The 19,005-nt window shown below is 59.5% G+C and carries 22 protein-coding genes; 20 read left to right on the forward strand and 2 right to left on the reverse strand.

The window, feature by feature from the left end:
* The first annotated feature begins 5 nt into the window (after window positions 1–5).
* From AC1D35_RS22745 to AC1D35_RS22760, 4 genes are all read left to right on the forward strand, one after another.
* Complete coding sequence (locus AC1D35_RS22745) at window positions 6–734, forward strand: class I SAM-dependent methyltransferase (protein WP_477940159.1); 729 nt, start codon at window positions 6–8, stop codon at window positions 732–734.
* 66 nt (window positions 735–800) lie between these two features.
* Window positions 801–1,988, forward strand: coding sequence for a glycine C-acetyltransferase (locus tag AC1D35_RS22750; RefSeq protein ID WP_113308843.1), 1,188 nt, complete (start codon window positions 801–803; stop codon window positions 1,986–1,988).
* Window positions 1,989–2,009: 21 nt separating this feature from the next.
* Complete coding sequence (gene tdh, locus AC1D35_RS22755; protein ID WP_113297632.1) at window positions 2,010–3,047, forward strand: L-threonine 3-dehydrogenase; 1,038 nt, start codon at window positions 2,010–2,012, stop codon at window positions 3,045–3,047.
* 10 nt (window positions 3,048–3,057) lie between these two features.
* Window positions 3,058–3,405 carry a GFA family protein gene (locus AC1D35_RS22760; protein ID WP_113308844.1) on the forward strand — a complete coding sequence of 116 codons (348 nt, stop codon included), beginning with the start codon at window positions 3,058–3,060 and terminating at the stop codon, window positions 3,403–3,405.
* A 9-nt stretch (window positions 3,406–3,414) separates the two neighbouring features.
* Here AC1D35_RS22760 and AC1D35_RS22765 read toward each other — a convergent pair whose 3' ends face one another.
* Window positions 3,415–3,966 carry a L,D-transpeptidase family protein gene (locus AC1D35_RS22765; protein WP_113308845.1) on the reverse strand — a complete coding sequence of 184 codons (552 nt, stop codon included), beginning with the start codon at window positions 3,964–3,966 and terminating at the stop codon, window positions 3,415–3,417.
* 519 nt (window positions 3,967–4,485) lie between these two features.
* Here AC1D35_RS22765 and rpoD point away from each other — a divergent pair.
* From rpoD to AC1D35_RS22805, 8 genes are all read left to right on the forward strand, one after another.
* Entirely contained in the window at window positions 4,486–6,540 is a 2,055-nt protein-coding gene (gene rpoD, locus AC1D35_RS22770; RefSeq protein WP_477940161.1) for an RNA polymerase sigma factor RpoD, read from the forward strand.
* A 273-nt stretch (window positions 6,541–6,813) separates the two neighbouring features.
* Window positions 6,814–7,107, forward strand: coding sequence for a GYD domain-containing protein (locus AC1D35_RS22775; RefSeq protein ID WP_113297635.1), 294 nt, complete (start codon window positions 6,814–6,816; stop codon window positions 7,105–7,107).
* 108 nt (window positions 7,108–7,215) lie between these two features.
* Complete coding sequence (locus AC1D35_RS22780; RefSeq protein ID WP_477940163.1) at window positions 7,216–7,974, forward strand: DUF930 domain-containing protein; 759 nt, start codon at window positions 7,216–7,218, stop codon at window positions 7,972–7,974.
* Window positions 7,975–8,008: 34 nt separating this feature from the next.
* Window positions 8,009–9,121 carry a DUF930 domain-containing protein gene (locus AC1D35_RS22785; protein ID WP_477852526.1) on the forward strand — a complete coding sequence of 371 codons (1,113 nt, stop codon included), beginning with the start codon at window positions 8,009–8,011 and terminating at the stop codon, window positions 9,119–9,121.
* A gap of 104 nt (window positions 9,122–9,225) precedes the next feature.
* Window positions 9,226–9,387: a hypothetical protein gene (locus AC1D35_RS22790; RefSeq protein ID WP_477940165.1), complete on the forward strand. Its 162-nt coding sequence runs from the start codon at window positions 9,226–9,228 to the stop codon at window positions 9,385–9,387.
* A gap of 49 nt (window positions 9,388–9,436) precedes the next feature.
* The gene (locus tag AC1D35_RS22795) at window positions 9,437–10,234 is read left to right on the forward strand and encodes an APH(3')-II family aminoglycoside O-phosphotransferase (protein WP_113311781.1); all 798 of its coding nucleotides are present in this window, start codon (window positions 9,437–9,439) and stop codon (window positions 10,232–10,234) included.
* A gap of 53 nt (window positions 10,235–10,287) precedes the next feature.
* Window positions 10,288–11,088, forward strand: a complete 801-nt coding sequence (locus tag AC1D35_RS22800) for an AraC family transcriptional regulator (RefSeq protein ID WP_113311771.1) — start codon at window positions 10,288–10,290, stop codon at window positions 11,086–11,088.
* A 71-nt stretch (window positions 11,089–11,159) separates the two neighbouring features.
* Entirely contained in the window at window positions 11,160–12,047 is an 888-nt protein-coding gene (locus tag AC1D35_RS22805) for a DMT family transporter (RefSeq protein ID WP_113311772.1), read from the forward strand.
* Here the strand turns inward: AC1D35_RS22805 and AC1D35_RS22810 are convergent.
* Window positions 12,044–12,907, reverse strand: coding sequence for an AraC family transcriptional regulator (locus AC1D35_RS22810; protein ID WP_113311773.1), 864 nt, complete (start codon window positions 12,905–12,907; stop codon window positions 12,044–12,046). The genes AC1D35_RS22805 and AC1D35_RS22810 overlap by 4 nt on opposite strands.
* Before the next feature lie 135 nt (window positions 12,908–13,042).
* On the opposite strand from AC1D35_RS22810, the gene AC1D35_RS22815 reads away from it, so the two are divergent.
* The 8 genes from AC1D35_RS22815 to AC1D35_RS22850 all read left to right on the forward strand — a co-directional run bounded on the left by AC1D35_RS22815 (window position 13,043) and on the right by AC1D35_RS22850 (window position 18,726).
* Window positions 13,043–13,978, forward strand: a complete 936-nt coding sequence (locus AC1D35_RS22815; protein WP_113311774.1) for a phytanoyl-CoA dioxygenase family protein — start codon at window positions 13,043–13,045, stop codon at window positions 13,976–13,978.
* 225 nt (window positions 13,979–14,203) lie between these two features.
* Complete coding sequence (locus AC1D35_RS22820) at window positions 14,204–14,602, forward strand: DUF427 domain-containing protein (RefSeq protein ID WP_113300019.1); 399 nt, start codon at window positions 14,204–14,206, stop codon at window positions 14,600–14,602.
* Between the two features lie 137 nt (window positions 14,603–14,739).
* Entirely contained in the window at window positions 14,740–15,396 is a 657-nt protein-coding gene (locus tag AC1D35_RS22825) for a hypothetical protein (protein ID WP_113311775.1), read from the forward strand.
* A 123-nt stretch (window positions 15,397–15,519) separates the two neighbouring features.
* Entirely contained in the window at window positions 15,520–16,743 is a 1,224-nt protein-coding gene (locus tag AC1D35_RS22830; RefSeq protein ID WP_477940169.1) for an MFS transporter, read from the forward strand.
* Between the two features lie 106 nt (window positions 16,744–16,849).
* Window positions 16,850–17,203 (forward strand): DUF1428 family protein, encoded by a 354-nt coding sequence (locus AC1D35_RS22835; RefSeq protein ID WP_113300022.1) that lies wholly within the window; start codon window positions 16,850–16,852, stop codon window positions 17,201–17,203.
* Between the two features lie 73 nt (window positions 17,204–17,276).
* Entirely contained in the window at window positions 17,277–17,699 is a 423-nt protein-coding gene (locus AC1D35_RS22840; RefSeq protein ID WP_113311777.1) for a secondary thiamine-phosphate synthase enzyme YjbQ, read from the forward strand.
* Window positions 17,700–17,865: 166 nt separating this feature from the next.
* Window positions 17,866–18,171 carry a hypothetical protein gene (locus AC1D35_RS22845; RefSeq protein WP_113311778.1) on the forward strand — a complete coding sequence of 102 codons (306 nt, stop codon included), beginning with the start codon at window positions 17,866–17,868 and terminating at the stop codon, window positions 18,169–18,171.
* Between the two features lie 183 nt (window positions 18,172–18,354).
* On the forward strand, window positions 18,355–18,726 hold the full coding sequence (locus tag AC1D35_RS22850; RefSeq protein WP_113300025.1) for a hypothetical protein: 372 nt from the start codon (window positions 18,355–18,357) through the stop codon (window positions 18,724–18,726).
* Window positions 18,727–19,005 lie beyond the last annotated feature (279 nt).

A 19,005-nucleotide genomic window follows, 5' to 3' on the forward strand; every position in this document is an offset into this window, starting at 1 on the left:
TCGTCATGAGCCAGAATATCTATGATACGGCGGAATTCTTCGCCGGATACAGCGTCATGCGCCGCTCGATCGAGGGGCTTGATGGCGCTGCCGAATGGCCGGCGGTTCAGGCGCAATTGCCGGATCTCACGGGCAAGCGCGTTGTCGATCTCGGCTGTGGTTTCGGTTGGTTTGCGCGGTATGCCCGTTCAGCCGGTGCCGCAAGCGTGCTCGGTCTCGATATCTCGCAGAAAATGATTGCCCGGGCGAAGGCGGATACGCGGGATGAGGCGATCACCTATGGGATTGCCGATCTCGAAGAGCTGCAACTGCCGGCAGCCTCGTTCGATTTTGCGCATAGTTCGCTTGCATTTCACTATGTCAGCAACTTCGTGCGGCTCGTTGCGATGGTTCACCGGGCGCTCGTTCCCGGCTCGCATTTCGTCTTTACGATCGAGCATCCGATTTTCATGGCACCGCGCAATGCCGGCTGGAGCACCGATAGTGAGGGACGGCGCATATGGCCGCTCGACAGCTATGCGGTCGAGGGAAGCCGGACGACGGACTGGCTGGCCAAAGGTGTCGTCAAACAGCATCRCCGCCTCGGCACGACAATCAACACGTTGATCGCTGCCGGCTTTACCATCCGCCATGTCGAGGAATGGGCGCCGAGCGAGCCGGATCTCGCCGAACATCCTGAGTGGGCCGAGGAGCTCGACCGGCCTACCTTTCTGCTTGTCACAGCTGAGCGTTGAGCAAGACAAGCCGATGGCGATGTGCTAACCGACGCTCAACGGGAAACATCAAGAGAAGGGCCTATAATGACCTCGAATTTCCTCTCGCATCTGCGCAGCGAACTCGCCGCTCTCAAGGATGCCGGTCTCTACAAATCCGAGCGCATCATCACCTCCAAGCAGGCTGGCGAAATCGCTGTTGCCTCCGGTGAGCGGGTACTGAATTTCTGCGCCAACAACTATCTGGGTCTGGCCGATAACGAAGAGCTGGCGGATGCCGGCAAGAAGGCGCTCGACCGGTACGGCTACGGGATGGCCTCGGTGCGCTTCATCTGCGGCACGCAGGAAGAACACAAGCAGCTCGAAGCGCGGATCTCCTCCTTCCTCGGCATGGAAGACACGATCCTCTATTCCTCCTGCTTCGATGCCAATGGCGGCCTGTTCGAGACGCTGCTCTCCGAAGAGGATGCGATCATTTCCGACGCGCTGAACCATGCCTCGATCATCGACGGCGTGCGCCTCTCCAAGGCCAAGCGTTTCCGCTACGCCAACAATGACATGGCGGCCCTTGAGGAAGAGCTGAAGAAGGCCGAAGGCAGCCGCTTCAAGCTGATCGCAACCGACGGCGTCTTCTCCATGGACGGCATCATCGCCAATCTGCAGGGTGTGTGCGATCTCGCCGAGAAATACGGCGCGATGGTCATGGTGGATGACAGCCACGCCGTCGGCTTCGTTGGTAAACATGGCCGCGGCTCGCCGGAATATTGCGGCGTCGAAGGCCGGATCGATATCATCACCGGCACGCTCGGCAAGGCGCTCGGTGGTGCGTCCGGCGGCTATACCTCGGCCAAGGCCGAGATCGTGGAATGGCTGCGGCAGCGTTCGCGCCCCTATCTCTTCTCCAACACGCTGGCGCCGGTTATTGCCGCTGCCTCGCTGAAGGTCTTCGACCTCATCGAAAACGGCGATGCGCTGCGCGAGCGGCTGACGGCGAATGCGACGCTCTTCCGCTCGGAGATGACCAAGCTCGGCTTCACGCTGGCAGGCGAGGGGCATGCGATCATCCCGGTCATGCTGGGAGACGCGAAGCTCGCGCAGGATATGGCGGCACTGATGCTGAAAAAGGGCGTCTACGTAGTCGGCTTCTCCTTCCCCGTCGTGCCGAAGGGTCAGGCGCGCATCCGCACGCAGATGTCGGCTGCGCATTCGAAGGCGGATGTGGAGCGGGCAATTGCCGTCTTTGCCGAAGCAGGCCGTGAACTCGGCGTTATCTAAGGGCCTTGAGGAGAAAAGATCATGTCCAACATGATGAAGGCACTGGTCAAGGCGAAGCCCGAAGTCGGCCTCTGGATGGAAAATGTGCCGGTGCCGGAAGTCGGCCCGAACGACGTGCTGATCCGAGTGAAGAAATCGGCGATCTGCGGCACGGACGTGCATATCTGGAACTGGGACCAGTGGGCGCAGAAGACCATTCCGGTGCCGATGGTCGTCGGCCATGAATTCTGCGGCGAGATTGCCGAAATCGGCTCGTCCGTCACCAAGTACCATGTCGGCGAGCGTGTCTCCGGCGAGGGGCATATCGTCTGCGGCAAGTGCCGCAACTGCCGTGCGGGCAGGGGCCATCTTTGCCGCAACACGCTCGGCGTCGGGGTCAACCGGCCGGGCTCGTTCGGTGAGTTCGTCTGTATCCCGGAAGCCAATGTCGTGCCGATCCCGGATGATATTCCGGATGAGATTGCAGCGATCTTCGATCCCTTCGGCAATGCCGTCCACACGGCTCTTTCCTTCGATCTCGTCGGCGAAGACGTGTTGGTCACCGGTGCCGGACCGATCGGCATTATGGGCGCTCTCGTCGCCAAACGCTCGGGCGCGCGCAAGGTCGTCATAACCGACATCAACCCGAACCGGCTCGATCTCGCCCGCAAGCTCGGCATCGACTACGTGGTGGACGCCTCAAAGGAAAACCTTGCCGATGTGATGAAGGCGATCGGCATGACCGAAGGCTTCGATGTGGGGCTCGAAATGTCCGGTGCGGCACCGGCCTTCCGCGACATGATCGACAAGATGAACAATGGCGGCAAGATCGCCATCCTCGGCATTGCGCCTGCCGGTTTCGAGATCGACTGGAACAAGGTCATCTTCAAGATGCTGAACCTCAAGGGCATCTATGGCCGCGAGATGTTCGAGACCTGGTACAAGATGATCGCTTTCGTGCAGGGCGGCCTGGACCTGTCGCCTGTCATCACCCATCGCATCAAGATCGACGAATTCCGCGACGGTTTCGAGGCGATGCGCTCGGGCAATTCCGGCAAGGTCGTGATGGACTGGATGTGAGGAGGCGGGCATGAAATACGAGGGAAGCTGCCACTGCGGCAATATCGCCTTTACGGTCGAAGGCGCGTTTACGGAAGCAGTCGATTGCAACTGCTCGCTCTGCCGCCGGCGTGGCGGCCTGCTCGGCTTCGTACCGCGCGAGCAGCTACATCTGACGGTGCCGGAAGAAAACCTGTCGACCTATACGTTCAACACCCATGCCATCAAGCATCATTTCTGCGCCAAGTGCGGCATAGCGCCCTTCGGGGAAGCGACGGCGCCCAATGGCGTCGAGATGGCTTCCGTCAATCTGCGCTGCATTCCGGCGCTCGATCTGTCTGTCCTGACGGTGAATGCGTTCGACGGGCTGTCGCGCTAGGGCGATAGTTTAGGGCGCAATGTCAATGGGCGTATTATCGGGGACACGCGCCCAGATATCGCGCATCTCCTGGTCGGTCACGGCAATACACCCATCCGTCCAGTCCCACAGCCGGTGCATGTTCTGGAGAAAGCCCCAACCGTTAGGAAGCCCGTGGATCATGATATCGCCGCCGGGAGCAAAGCCTTTCGCTTCGGCATTCTGCCGATCGGCCGGATTTGGATAGGAGATGTGCAGACTGAGATGCGCCATGGACCTGGGATTTCGCCAGTCGATTTCGTAGCGTCCTTCGGGAGTTTTTTCATCGCCCTCCCGTTGCTTCGGCCCCTCATCGGCAGCGCTGCCGAGAGAAATCCGATACGTCGAGAGGGGAGTGTCGCCTTTGAAAAGGACCATGCGGCGTTCGGATTTATAGACACGAATGAGGTCAGCCTGTTGCGCCAGCGGCGCGTCCGGAGGCGGCGAGCCTGAGCCGATCCTCGCCATTACCTTCGTATAGCCGAGAACGTTGATGGCGACGACTGCTAGGACGGCTGCTAGAATGATCAGCTTATTTTTCAACGCGATCCTCGCCCCACTCCGGATCACGGCTTTTGAAGATTCGCCATAATCGTGCGCGATTTGCTTTTGCAACTCATGTTGGCGATTTGCGAAGAATCTGTGGCGTGAGGTTGGAATGATCCGCGGCTATTTCGGTGTTTATCCGAAAGCCCTTGTCTTTCCCCGGTGACATACTAAATAAGCGAAGCAATCGCTGGCGCGGTTCAAAGCCTGTGGATAAGGCTTTTTCCGGGTTTTCGGTGGCTTTTTTTCTGGAAAAGCTTGACGAGAACAAATTTTGTGGGAATCACCATTCGACTTGAGCGGTGAACTGGGTCAAGGCGGATCGCACAACCATGGCCGGAAATCCAATAGCAATGAAGATTTGCTGTCCGATGCCGGCAATCGTGGTTAATCAGGCTTTAAATGTCATCCCGTTAGGTGGGTATAGGTGATTCGAGGCCGGCGCGCACGTGCCAGGCCACGACAGGGTCATTCACCGCAGCGAGTATGAATAGCGTCAGGAAGGCGACGATATAAATGGCAACGAAAGTCAAAGAGAACGAAGAAGCGGAAGTCGAACGCGACGGCGCAAGCGACGGCCCTCTTCTCGATCTTTCCGATGACGCGGTCAAGAAGATGATCAAGGCCGCCAAGAAGCGCGGCTATGTGACGATGGACGAGCTCAACGCCGTCCTGCCTTCCGAAGAAGTGACGTCCGAACAGATCGAAGACACGATGTCGATGCTGTCCGATATGGGCATCAATGTCATCGAGGATGAAGAGGCTGAGGAAGCCGGCGCTTCGAGCAGCGACGATGACGACAGCTCCGACAATGACGAGAGCGAGGGCGGGGAGCTTGCGCCTTCCAGCGGCACCGCGCTTGCGACCGCCAAGAAGAAGGAGCCGACCGACCGTACCGACGACCCGGTGCGCATGTATCTGCGCGAAATGGGTTCAGTCGAGCTTCTGTCTCGCGAAGGCGAAATCGCCATCGCAAAGCGCATCGAGGCCGGCCGCGAAACGATGATCGCAGGCCTCTGTGAGAGCCCGCTGACCTTCCAGGCACTCATCATCTGGCGCGACGAACTGAACGAAGGCACGACGCTGCTGCGCGAGATCATCGATCTCGAAACCACCTATTCCGGTCCGGAAGCCAAGGCCGCCCCGCAGTTCCAGAGCCCCGAGAAGATCGAGGCCGACCGCAAGGCTGCCGAGGAAAAGGAAAAGACGCGGCGTGCGCGTTCCGGTGACGACGACATTACCGATGTCGGCGGCGAAGGCATGCCTCCGGAAGAGGAGGAAGAGGACGAGGACGAATCCAACCTCTCTCTCGCCGCGATGGAAGCCGAGCTTCGCCCGCAGGTCATGGAAACGCTCGACATCATTGCCGAGACCTACAAGAAGCTGCGCAAGCTGCAGGACCAGCAGGTCGAACAGCGCCTTGCCGCCACCGGCACGCTGTCTTCCGCCCAGGAGCGCCGCTACAAGGAGCTCAAGGACGAACTGATCAAGGCCGTCAAGTCGCTGTCGCTTAACCAGAACCGCATCGATGCGCTGGTCGAACAGCTCTATGACATCAACAAGCGTCTCGTTTCCAATGAAGGCCGCCTGCTGCGTCTGGCTGAATCCTACGGCGTCAAGCGTGACTCGTTCCTGGAACAGTACCAGGGCGCCGAGCTCGACCCGAACTGGATGAAGTCGATCGGCAATCTGGCCGCCCGCGGCTGGAAGGAATTCGCCAAGAGCGAAAACACGACGATCCGCGACATCCGCCAGGAGATCCAGAATCTCGCGACGGAAACCGGCATTTCGATCTCGGAATTCCGCCGCATCGTGCACATGGTGCAGAAGGGCGAGCGTGAAGCGCGCATCGCCAAGAAGGAAATGGTCGAAGCGAACCTTCGTCTCGTCATCTCCATCGCCAAGAAGTACACGAACCGCGGTCTGCAGTTCCTCGACCTCATTCAGGAAGGCAATATCGGCCTGATGAAAGCGGTCGACAAGTTCGAATACCGCCGTGGTTACAAGTTCTCGACCTATGCGACGTGGTGGATCCGTCAGGCGATCACCCGTTCGATCGCCGACCAGGCCCGCACGATCCGTATTCCGGTGCACATGATCGAAACGATCAACAAGATCGTTCGTACCTCGCGCCAGATGCTGCATGAAATCGGCCGCGAGCCGACGCCGGAAGAACTGGCCGAAAAGCTCGCCATGCCGCTCGAAAAGGTCCGCAAGGTCCTGAAGATCGCGAAGGAGCCGATCTCGCTCGAAACCCCCGTGGGTGACGAAGAAGATTCGCATCTCGGCGATTTCATCGAAGACAAGAATGCGCTGCTGCCGATCGACGCCGCCATCCAGGCGAACCTGCGCGAGACGACGACACGTGTTCTGGCATCGCTGACGCCGCGCRAAGAGCGCGTTCTGCGCATGCGCTTCGGTATCGGCATGAACACGGACCACACGCTCGAAGAAGTCGGCCAGCAGTTCTCGGTTACCCGCGAACGTATCCGTCAGATCGAAGCGAAGGCGCTGCGCAAGCTCAAGCATCCGAGCCGCTCCAGGAAGCTCAGAAGCTTCCTGGACAGCTAAGATCGCGCAAGCTGCGTTCATTCCTCGACAGCTAGTTTCAAGCTCCGACAACAATCGAAATCAGAACCCGGCCAGCCCTGTTGGCCGGGTTTTCTTTGAACGGAAGCCGCGGATTAATCCGCAGCTATTTTACTAAGCCGGATTGATGGCTGCGCATTGCTTGTCCCTCATTGGTGACAGGCTTATAATTTCGGTCGCGGGGGAAGGGAGCGGTCGCGGCGTGCGAGCGGTATCATGCGCCGCGTGACCGTAGCCTCCGCCGGGAGGTGCAGCATGACCACCTACATTCTGCTGATAAACTGGACCGATCAGGGCATCCGGAACGTGAAAGACTCTGCCAAGCGACTGGATGCGGCAAGGAACATGCTCGGCAGCATGGGCGGTTCCTTCGACAAGTTTTATCTCACCATGGGCGAGTACGACATGGTGGCGACCTGCGAGGCGCCTGATGATCGCGTGATGGCACGCTTCACGCTTTCTCTGGCCACGGGCGGCAATGTGCGTACGAAAACCCTAAAGGCATTTTCGGAAGTGAATTATCGCGACATCATCGCGTCGCTCTCATAGGTCAGGATGGCCGATAGCTGGTGATGAGCCAGATGCGGCGTTGCGGTTGCTCTGCGGCGCTGGCAATGTCGCTGCGCCTTGAACCCAGAGCATGGATTTACCCTGCCGATGGAACATGCCGGCCTGTTGCAAAGAGGAAAGTTCGATCCGGCGTGGCCGGCATCGCTCGTATTCCATCTGGTCGTCGGCGTGTTCTTGCTTGCTTTTTTGCCGAAGGTGGAGCCGGTCAGGCCGCCGCCGGAAGACAGTATCGACGTCCAGGTCGTATCAGTGCCTGCAATGGCCGCTCCATCTCCACTGCCTGCCGTCCAGGCACCGCGGGATGATCACGAAGTGAAGGCTGGCGCTGCTGCGCAGGAAGCCGCGTCAGCGGCGCCCGAAACGGCTGCGAGAGAGGCGCCTCCTTCACCGCCGGCTTTGCCGGGGCCGGTGACATCAGACCCGCCGCTGACATCAGGCCCGCCGCAGCTTGTGCAGGCGAAGGAACTATTTTCGAAAAGGACGCTTGCCAGCCCGCGTAGCAGGAAAGCGCGAGAGATGCTCGGTTCATTGTCGGGCGGGGAGCGCAATCTACAGCTCTGCAATCTCGAAGCACTGGAGCAGATCAACCGTCTGCGTCCGGGCTCGGCACCCGATCTCGTCGCGCCCTACGCCATGAAGGCGGAGAAGGTGAGGGGCAACAGCGTCGAAGTCGACGGTGGCGCTTTCCGAAGCAAGCGCAACTGGTTCAACATCAGGTTCAACTGCGAAGTCGATCCCACCGGCCAGGCGGTGGTGGCCTTCRCCTTTGCCATCGGCGATGCCATTCCGAAAGACGAGTGGCAAGAGCACAATCTGGTGGCAGACGACGGCGAAGCCGACCAGTGAGCTTTGGGCCTGGCGATCACAAGGTTTTTTTGATTTGTGGCTTGATGCTGCCGGTTTTAAAGGCCACATCGCTGCTGTGATAGAAGAAGAAGTCGAGCCGGCAGATACCGATCACGAAAAGGAGCACCAGGAGCCTCGGGCCCGCTGGGGTGTCATCGCGTCGGTGCTCGTACATGTTCCCCTGGTCGCACTCCTCATTTTCGGCCTCCCGAAGATCCAGCCGAAACCTGCTGAAGACGAAAGCGTGAAGGTCGAGCTCGTCCCGCCACCGGAGGAAAAAAAGCCCGAGGAAAAGAAGGCGGAGGAAAAACCGAAAGAGGAAGAGAAGCCGCAGGAGCATGCAAAGGCCGAGCCGCCACCTCCTCCGCCACCACCCCCACCCCCACCCCCGACGGCTGAGAAGGCTCCGGAGCAGGCAAAGCCTATGCCTATGCCGGCTTTGCAGACGATAGCCGAATATGGCGACAAGGATACTGGTCCGCAAAAGTCGATGACCGGGAATTCTTCTCAGGGCGAAGTGAAACCTGCCGAGACTGCGCCGCCCCATGATGCTCAGGCAAATCAGCCGCCAGCAGAGGCGGCAGCGGAAAAACCACAGACGGAGACGCCTCCCGCAAAGCCAGTTCCTGAAGATGTGAAGTTGCCCGAGACTGCGGCGGCTGATGTGTCTCACGAGCGCAATGCACCACTTGCGGAACTGTCTGGAGAAGCCAAGACGAGCATCGAGCAGACGAAACCGGCTGAACCAAAGCTGTCTGAAATAGCGAAGGCGGAGCCGGTGAAGGATGAGCTAACAGAAGCCAAGACCTTGTTTTCGCAGAACGATGATGACGATCCCGTTGCAAGAACAGCAATGGAGGGAGTACCACGCGGCATGCGCGCCGGAAAGCTCTGCGCGAGCGAACTCCAGCAACAGCTGATCCATGCATCGCCCAGTGTTCGGCCTATGCTGGTCCCGACCTATGACCTATCAAATGGGACAGTTCTCGATGTCAGGGCTGGGGCCTTTCGTACGATCAAAGGGTGGTACAACGTTCGTTTCCGCTGCGCGGTGGATGAGAATGCCACAAAGGTTGTTTCCTTTGCCCTTGATGTCGGGGATGCCATACCTCGGAGCCAATGGAAAAGCCGCGGGCTCGGGGATTGAGAAAGCAGCGGTGTTAATCCCATCCTGGAACAAGCCACACGCAAGGAACCACCTCTATCGTTTTCCCATGGCCGTTATGGTACGGTAGAGAAGGGACAAATGATATGTCGAACGAGATCGAGCACTTCTTCGAACGCCAGGACGAAGCCGTCAGCCTGATGTTTCTCGAAAACAAGGCAGACGAGCTGACCGATATTCTGGTGGCTGCTCTGGAAGAARCTCTCGAAATTCTCCTGGAAAGCGCGCCCGCCGRAACCGTCCACTGAGCCTGCCATCCCGAAGCTCCTGATGGAGCTTCTTCCCCTAGGGGTCATCATGGTTGTTCCGCTTCAGGACGATGGCAGACTTCCGGCCTCTCTCCGGAGCCATCTTGGCGGTTATGAATGGCGTCGTGACGCTCTTGGCCGTTCCTCGGCCAGCGTTTTCCGCCTTGAAGGCGAGGGGCGTCCAGGGCTTTACCTGAAGGTCGAAGAGACAGGGCCTTTTTCCGAATTGTTCGACGAGGCCGCGAGGCTCGCATGGCTTGCGGGCCGCGGTCTGCGATGCCCCAAAGTCGTCGCCCATGAGAGCGACGGCGAGCGCAGCTTCCTGCTGATGACGGCGTTGCCGGGAGACGATCTCGTGACCGCCGCAATGCTGCTGCCGGAAGAGCGTGTCGAAATCCTCGCTTCCGCCCTGAGCACCCTTCACAGCCTCGATATCGGCAGTTGCCCTTTCGATCATCGTCTCGACAACCGCCTTGCAACCGCCGAAGCGCGCCTGCGGGCAGGTCTCGTCGATGAGACGGATTTCGACGAGGCGCGGCTCGGTAAAAGCGCCTTCTTCCTCTTCGACGAATTGCAGCGACTGCGGCCGGAAGCCGAAAACCTCGTCGTCGCGCATGGCGATGCCTGCCTGCCGAACTTCATGACGGCGGATGGGCGGTTTTCCGGTTATATCGACTGCTGCCGCCTTGGCGTTGCCGACCGCTATCAGGATATCGCGCTCGCCTGCCGCAGCGTTGCCCATAATTTCGGTGAGGAATTCGTGCGGCTGTTTCTCAACGCCTACGGGCTCTCCATCATCGATCCCGAGAGGGTCGAGTATTATCAGCTTCTCGACGAATTTTTCTGATCTCTTGCCCGGTTCGTCGCCGGCTGGCACAGTCGGCCGCGAGGGAGATTGCGATGGCAGCCAGTCAATTCAGGATGCTGCGCTCGTCCGTGCCGGGCGTCGAGGCCGTGGTGGCAACATCAGGTCATCGTTTTGGGCGCCACACGCATGAACAGTTTGGCATCGGCCTGATCTTTTCCGGCGCGCAGAAATCTCTGAGCGGGCGCGGCATGGTCGAGGCGGAGGCCGGTGATCTCATCACCGTCAATCCGAATGAGGTGCATGACGGTGTGCCGATCGGCGAGGCGCGTTCCTGGAGCATTCTCTATTTTGATCCCGCCGTGATGGATGGCCTTGCGCGTGAAGTTTCGCAAGGCGGGACGAGCAGGTCGGAAATTCCGCGCCCTGTCATTCAAGACAGCCTACTCGCGGAACGGTTTCGCACACTGTTTTCTGCCGTGACCGGCGACGAGGAACGGATGCGCTGCGAGGAGCTACTGCTCTCGGTCATTGCCGATGCGATGCGCGAAACGGCAATACAGGAGGCGCCAGCACCCACGCCGCGCTCCATTGTCCATGCCCGCGGCATGATCGACGACGATCCGGCGGCCGAGATTTCGCTCGCTGATCTGGCGCGGGAAAGTGGCCTCAGCCGGTTTCAGGTGCTGCGCGCCTTTGCGCGGATAACAGGTTTTACGCCGCACGCCTATCTCGTTCAGGCCCGCATACATCTGGCCCGGCGGCTGATCGCCAGCGGTGCGCCACTGGCGGAAGTGGCTTTCGAAAGCGGCTTTGCCGACCAGAGCCATATGACGCGTGCCTTCGTTTCCCGCTATGGCCTGACACCCGGCGCCTATGCGCGCGGCCATTCCTGACGCCCTGCAATTTCGTTCAAGACCCCAAGTCTCTCGTGCTGTTTTCTTCCGCCGTTTCGAGGGAGCAGCAGATGATCAGGGAATTTCGGGGTTATATCTATCTCACGCTGGCCATGGTGACGGTCGGCAGCACGGTTATCGCCAGCAAGGTCATTGCCTCGGGGCTGCCACCGTTTACGGCGACGGCGCTGCGTTTTGCCGTGGCTCTTCCTTTTTTCCTTTTCCTGGCGCGCTGGACGGGATCGCGGCTGCCGCGGCTTTCCGGGCGGGACTGGCTGATCCTCGTGACGCAGGCCGGGGCGGGAAGCGTCGGCTATACGACCTTGTTGATCTCAGGACTATCGCTGACGTCTGCAGCCAATGCAGGCGTCATCATCGGCACGCTGCCGGTCGTCTCTGCGGCAATCTCCATCCTCGTGCTCGGTGAGAGGCCACATCGTTTCCTGCTGCTGGCGATCGGGCTTGCGGCGGCAGGTGTCTTTTCCATCGTCTTTTCGCCGGCAGCCGGGCAGGGGTCTCTTGTGGGCGATGCGTTGATTTTCGGCGCCGTCATCTGCGAGGGGTTGTTCATTCTCTTGAACAAGAGGCTTGCTACGGCCATTCCGCCGTTGACGCAGTCGGGGCTGATGACCGCGATCGGCTTCGTGGTCGCGGCCGTGCCTGCCTTGTTCGAGCATCATGATATCGGCGTCGGCTCACAATCCGCTTTGCTTGCCGTCCTCTATTACGCGCTGGTCCCGACGGTCGGCGGCTTCGTGCTCTGGTATGCGGGGGCGGAGCGTGTCAGCGGTGCGGAGGCGTCTCTTTTCACTGCCGTGGCGCCGGTCTCGGCTGTCATCTTCGCCTTCCTCGTGCTGGGCGAAGCGATCGGTCTCAACCAGATTTTCGGTATCGCTTGCGTGCTTGCAGCCGTCATCGGCCTTGGCCTTGCCAGCCTGCGGCGAACCGCCAAAGCTTAAGCGCGGCGAAAGACGTTGCGGTATTGGCGTGGCGTCATGCCGGTCTGCGCTCTGAACTGCCTGTTGAAATTGGCAAACGAACTATAGCCGACGGCATCGGCGATATGGCCGACGGGTTGGCCAGTGGCCGAAAGGCGGGCGCAGGCATCGCCGATGCGCATGCGGATCAGATAGTCGGAGACAGTCGTGCCGGTGTGGCGGCGAAAGAGTCGGTGCAGGCCGGAGACGCTCAGTGCCGCAATATCGGCGAGTTCTTCCAGGGCGATCGTACGGGCGTAGTTCACATGCAGATGGGTCAGCACCCGGTCGATGCGCTCGCGGCTTTCCTGTAATCCACGGCCCTGGCCGGGCGTGCTCGCCAGCACAGATGCCTGGCGGTCGCCGGCAATCCGGCCGAGGATGTTAAGGAGCGAAAGAAGCCGCTCGGCGGGAGACTTTGAAAAGATTGCCTCGATCTCGCCGCGTATGACATCGGCCGTTTCTCTCGAAAATTGCAGCCCCCGATCGGCGCGAGACAGCATTGCCTCGATCGGGCGCAGCTCGACTGCACCTGCCGTCACCTGTCGGATCCAGTCCGGATGGAACCAGAGCACGAGGGCGATATGCGGGTTCGCCTCGTCATATTTGGCGCGGGATACCCAGGTGTGCGGCAGGTTCGGGCCGACGAGCACCAGGTCGCCGTCCGCATACTCTCCCGTGTGGTCGCCGATGAAGCGCTGGCCGATGGAATTCAGCGTCAGGGTCAGCTCGAATTCGGGATGGTGGTGCCACTGGAAGGGGATCGCGTCATCCAGCCGCCGGTTCAGCATGCTCCAGGAAGCATCGGCATGTCGCGGCAGAATTTCGAGATAAGGCCTCATCAGGCGCCTTTCGGATTATTGACGCCAGAATAGTATCATAGTTTGCCAAAGCCGCACAACATAGTGCGCCCAACGCAGCTACACTCTCATCATCGCCTGAAACCACAGGGATGGAACACATGATGGGAGGATCTCATGGAACTGGCAGTGAAACGCGACGCTCATCCGACGGCCTCGTCGGTCACCACCCAGCTCAAGGACATCCAGAAGAGACTGCCGCTGCGCGTGCTCTCGGAAGCGGACTGGAAGCACTGGACAACGAAGGGCTATGTCATCGTTCGTCAGGCCGTTCCTGCAGCCAATGTCGAGCGGCTTGCGGAGGTGCTCTGGCGTTTTGACGAGAAGGACCCGAACGATCCTTCCACCTGGTATGCGCCGCAGCGCCGTGAGCACAAGATGAAAGAGCTCAACAATACCGGCATGCTGGAGATCTATAATCATCAGGCCATGTGGGATAACCGGATGGAGAAGCGCGTCTATGACGTCTTCGTCGATATCTGGGACCGCGAAGACCTGTGGGTGACGATCGACCGAGCCAATCTCAACCCGCCGAAAAAGGTCAAGGGCAATCCCAACGGTTTCATCCACTGGGATGTCGATACTTCCATCCGGCCGATGCCGATCGGCGTGCAGGCAGTGCTGAGCCTCAAGAAGCAGGACGGCGATGTCGGCGGCTTCCAGTGCGTGCCCTATCTCTTCGAACATTTCGACGAATGGGTGAAGACGCAGCCGGAGGATCGCGACCCGATGCATCCCGATATGACCGGCCTTTCGACTGTGAATATCGATATGGAGCCGGGCGACCTGATGATCTTCAATTCGCTGCTCGCCCATGGCGTTCGCCCGAACCATGCGGAGAACCGCGTGCGCATGGCGCAATATATTTCCATGCACCCGGCCGAATACGACAATGCGGAAGAGCGCGACGAGCGTATTCGCCTGTGGCGGGAACTCGACCATCCGAAGCGTGATGCTTTCCCCGGCGATCCGCGCGAATGGGAAAAGCATAATGCCAAGACCGCCGAGCTGACGCCGCTCGGCCGCAAGCTGCTCGGTCTCGACCGCTGGTAAGACGCTAGAAGATCAAAGCCGCGGAGGTGACGTTTCCGCGGCTCTTCATCATCATCGGCGACATGATCGCGCGGTCCGGCATAAAACCGCCGATGCTGTCTCTCATTCCTACAGCAACGGGCTTATGAAATCCGCCGAGAATGAGAAGGGAGCTGCGGACCCCTTGGGATGACCGCTTGTCTACCCTATCTCTTTCGGAGAGATATCAATCCGGAGATGACATCCATGTCAGGCAAGCCGATCAAGATTCCCGGGCCGGACCACCCGATTACCGTCGAACACAATCCCTCCCATATCGTCGTCAAGCTGGGCGGCCGCGTGATTGCCGATACGCATGATGCGCTGACGCTTCGCGAGGCTTCCTATCCGCCGGTGCAGTATATTCCACGCAAGGATGTGGATATGTCACTGCTGGAGCGCACCGACCACGAAAGCCATTGCCCTTATAAGGGGGATGCTTCCTACTACAGCATTCCTGATGGCGGTGAGCGTTCGAAGAATGCGATCTGGACCTATGAGACGCCCAATCCCGCCGTTGCCAATATCAAGAACTATATGGCCTTCTACCCCGATAGGGTCGATTCCATCGAAGAGCTGCCATCGCCGGAAGCGGGACAGTTCTAAGGGATAACTTGACTTCCACTTCTGATCTATCGCGGCCGGCGCAAGTAGTCCCGCATGCTAAGCGTAATGGATTAATATGAAGCCTCCTCAGGTTGAAGTATTCTCGCTGAGCGCGCGTATTATGCAGGCTGGGGGCCATGAAACTGGATCAAGTGGAGCTTCGCTCCGAAGCATTGGATATCCGCATCGTAGAGAGCGTCGGCGATGGTTCGTTCAATTTTGAATTCGATGTCTCGTACGGCGATGGATATATTCTAATCCTTCTGGAAATACTGGCAGGAAGGGGCGATTTTCTTGTTCAGGGTTTCGACGAGGCAAACAGCGCCGCAGCCTCACTGCAGAGGCGTCAGCGTGTTTATATATTGAGACCGGTAGAAGCCAACCGCAGGATCGCCGTCGGCATGTTTGCGGCCGTCAACAGCAAGGTCCGGGCGACGATCGCCTGCTTCAAGAGAAAGATCGTCGACACATCGGCGGAACTGTCCTTTCCGCTCTGCCGAGCGCTCTGCAAACTGCTCGTTGCTTCGTCGCTTGCCTGGATGGGCATTCCGTCTCCCGACATTCTCGATAGGGTCGAGATCTCCAGCACTCCCTCTGTCGAGCAGATGAGGCAGCTTCTCATTGGCACGGAGACGACAGGCAGTTCGCAGAACGAACTGCTCGCTCTTGTCGATCCGGATTTGCGTACGGCAATCCTTGATGTCATGGAGGAGACCATGTGGCTGCTCGACATGCGGGACCAGATCCATACCGCCGCGTGCCAGATGGTCGGCTGCTGTCCACCCCCAAGGTGATGCGGCAATTGCACGCCGGAGCTTATTCCGATTGACATAAATCATTTTCAAGCAGAACACCGTTCCGTTCTTATAAGATTCCTATAAGCGCCTGTGGCCTGCCCGCAGGCCGGTGACTGAACAATGGACATACCAGTGGACAAGCGGGAAAGCGTTCTGCGCCATCCCGGCTATCTGAACTTCGCCGCCTCCCGCGTTTTCTCCTCGCTTTCCTTTCAGGCCGTGGCGATCGCCATGGGATGGATGATTTACGAACAGACTCATAGCGCCTTCGCGCTTGCGCTCGTCGGCCTCTGCCAGTTTCTGCCGATGGCAGTGCTAACCTTCGTCGTGGGCCATGTCGCCGATCGGTTCGACCGCCGACGGATTGGACTTGCCTGCCAGCTTATCGAAGCGATTACCTCGCTGGTGCTGGCGATCGCGACCTGGCAGCAGTGGCTTTCGCCTGTCGGAATGCTTGTTGCGGTCACCATCATGGGTGCAGTTGTCGCCTTTGAAAGGCCGACTATGGCCGCCCTTTTGCCCAGTATCGTACCGGCCTCGATGCTACAGCGAGCGRTTGCCACCTCGACCTCGATGATGCAGACGGCTCTGATCATCGGTCCGTCGCTCGGCGGTCTTCTCTATGGCGTCAGTCCCATAGCACCCTTTGCGATCTCGGCCGTCCTTTTCGCCGTGGCAAGCTTCAACGTGATTTCCATTCGCATGGAGTGGACGCCTTCGAAACGCGAGCCGGTGACCGTGTCGTCCGTCTTCGCCGGGGTTTCCTTCATCCGCAGCCGGCCGGTGATGCTCGGCACCATCTCGCTCGATCTTTTCGCTGTTCTGCTTGGCGGCGCCACAGCGCTGCTGCCGATGTTTGCCAGTGATATCCTGCATGCCGGCCCATGGGGGCTCGGTATGCTGCGCGCGGCACCAGCGATCGGTGCGCTTGCCATGTCGATCGTGCTTGCACGGCGGCCGCTGACATCGGATGTCGGTCGCAAGATGTTGCTGGCAGTCGCGGTGTTTGGCGTGGCCACCATCGTCTTTGCACTGTCCACCAACGTTGCGCTTTCCGTCGTCGCACTGTTCGTCGTCGGAGCCTCGGACACCGTGAGCGTCGTCGTTCGCAGCTCGCTGGTGCAGCTTCTGACGCCGGATGAAATGCGCGGGCGCGTCAATGCGGTGAATTCGCTCTTCATCGGTACCTCGAACCAGCTCGGCGAATTCGAATCCGGCATGCTTGCCGGCGTGCTTGGCCCGGTCGCGGCCGGTATTGTCGGCGGGGTAGGCACAATCGCAGTCGTGCTCATGTGGACGCGATTCTTCCCTGATCTCCTCAAGGTGAAGACGCTTCAGGGTTAGCTCTCATCTCCTAGCCGCATCGGCCGCAGGCATTAGTTGACGCGGTAATGTCGGATGTGGCCGGCGTCGCACGTCTTTCGGACGTTAACGCAAGAGGAGAAGTGCAATGTCCTATGTTGATGGTTTCATCGTCGCCGTTCCCCGCGAGAATGTCGATGCGTACAAGGAATTCTCTGCCCACGCCGGATCGATCTGGAAGGAATACGGCGCGCTCGAATATGTCGAATGCCTCGGCAATGACGTGCCTTATGGCGAATTGACCTCGTTTCCACGGGCTGTCATGGCTGCGGATGACGAGGTGGTCGTCTTTTCCTGGATTCGCTACAAATCCAGACAGCATCGCGACGAGATCAATAGCAAGGTCATGGCCGATCCGCGCCTTTCCAGCGACAAATGGAAAATGCCGTTTGACGGCAAGCGGATGATCTATGGCGGCTTCGAGGAGTTGCTGCGGCTTTAGTTTCGGCCCATCTCCATTGACTTCAGAGGCAAGGCGCGCCACCTCGCGGAGACAATCTGCGACGGAGACCGCCTTGCCTCAGACCATCCTTACGCTTTCCACCCGCGGCCAGGGTCTCTACGAATTCACCGATCAGGCCAATGCCTTCGTGCGTCATTCCGGTATGCTGGAGGGCCTGCTGACGGTCTTCGTGCGCCACACCTCCTGTTCGCTGCTCATCCAGGAAAATGCCGATCCCGACGTGAAGACGGACCTCAACAGCTTCTTCCGCCGCCTCGTGCCGCCATCTTCCGATCCGTCGATGCGGTGGGTCGTTCATACGACAGAGGGACCAGACGATATGCCCGCCCATATCAAGGCGGCACTGACGCAGGTTTCGATCGGTATTCCCGTCGGCAACAGCCGGCTGGTGCTCGGCACCTGGCAGGGCATCTATCTTTTCGAACATCGCGACCGGTCGCATCGGCGCGAGGTGGTGCTGCATCTCAGCTCATAATTAATCACGCAATCCCGCTGCACACTTTTGCTGGAGTTGCTCTAACGCCATTAACCCTTGTGAACGCTGACTGAATGGGCAGTTCGAACGGCATTCAGCTTCATGCGTTTAGTCTCGAGACAATCCCAAAAGGGAGATCGAGGACACATCACGAGGAGACAACCCGATGTCGCATTTCCTTGCCAAGACTTCGCTTGCCGTACTGCTCGCCCTGAGCTCCATCCCGTTTGCCGGCTCCGTTGCTTTCGCCGCGCCCCAGACGGATCTCGTCGTCAAGGCGCAGTACCATCGCCCGCCGGTTCGCGGCTGCTCGCCGATGGAGGCCATCCGCAAGGCCCGCTATTCCGGCCTGCGCGACGTACGCATTTCCAACATCACGCCGCGCCGGGTCGTCGTTGCCGGCCGCGATCGCCGTGGCTGGGACCGCATAACCTTCGCCAATGTGCGCGGCTGCCCGCTCATGTATCGCTAATTCGTTCGGCCAGAGCCAGGAAGACTTGGGGCCGGTAAGACTTGGACCCGGAAAACTTAGGCTCGACCCATTTTGCCTTGACCGCGACACCTTCGACCGTCTTTTCTCGGAACTGTATGTAAGTGATTCCGAAACAGGCTCCGGCAGTTGCCCGCGCGGCTATCAACCACGAGGATCTTTTTCATGATGCAGTTTCTGGCGAAAGCGGGGCTTGCTGCCCTTCTTTCCGCTGCTGCGCTGGCCGGCACCGTTGCGCCGGCTGCAGCACAGGTGAATATCATTATCGGCGAACCGGACCGTCGTCCGCCCCCGCCGGATTGGCGCCGCCCGCCACCGCCACCGCCGGGATACGGGCGTCCGCCAGGCTACGGCCGTCCGCCGCGTGGCGGCTGCGATCCGCGCATGGCGGAAAACATCGCCGAGGATTACGGCCTGCGCCGCACCCGCGTCGTCGATGTCTCGCCTCGCCGTATCGTCGTGCAGGGCTGGAGCCGTCGCGGCCCCGACCAGATGACCTTCGGCAACGTTCGCGGTTGCCCGCTCATGCGCCGCTGATACCACAGCATCGGTCTGAAAATCGGGATCGATGTCGGAACCCCTGATGCACCGATTCAAAGAGTTAGAGCGTCCTTAGTCCGTTCTAATGGCCCCACGGCGCTCCAGCGGACGATCGTCCACCGCACAAAAAACCGCCCTTGCAGACAGCAAGGGCGGTTTTCTTTTGAGTGGTTTTCCGTCGGGGGCAGGGCGCCGAAGCGCCCTGTGGGGTTTTACTGCTCGATCGCGAAAGTCATGCTGACGGTCACATTGTAGCTGTTCTCGCCGCCCTGGACC

The sequence above is a fragment of the Rhizobium sp. P1_E6 genome (assembly GCF_056405875.1).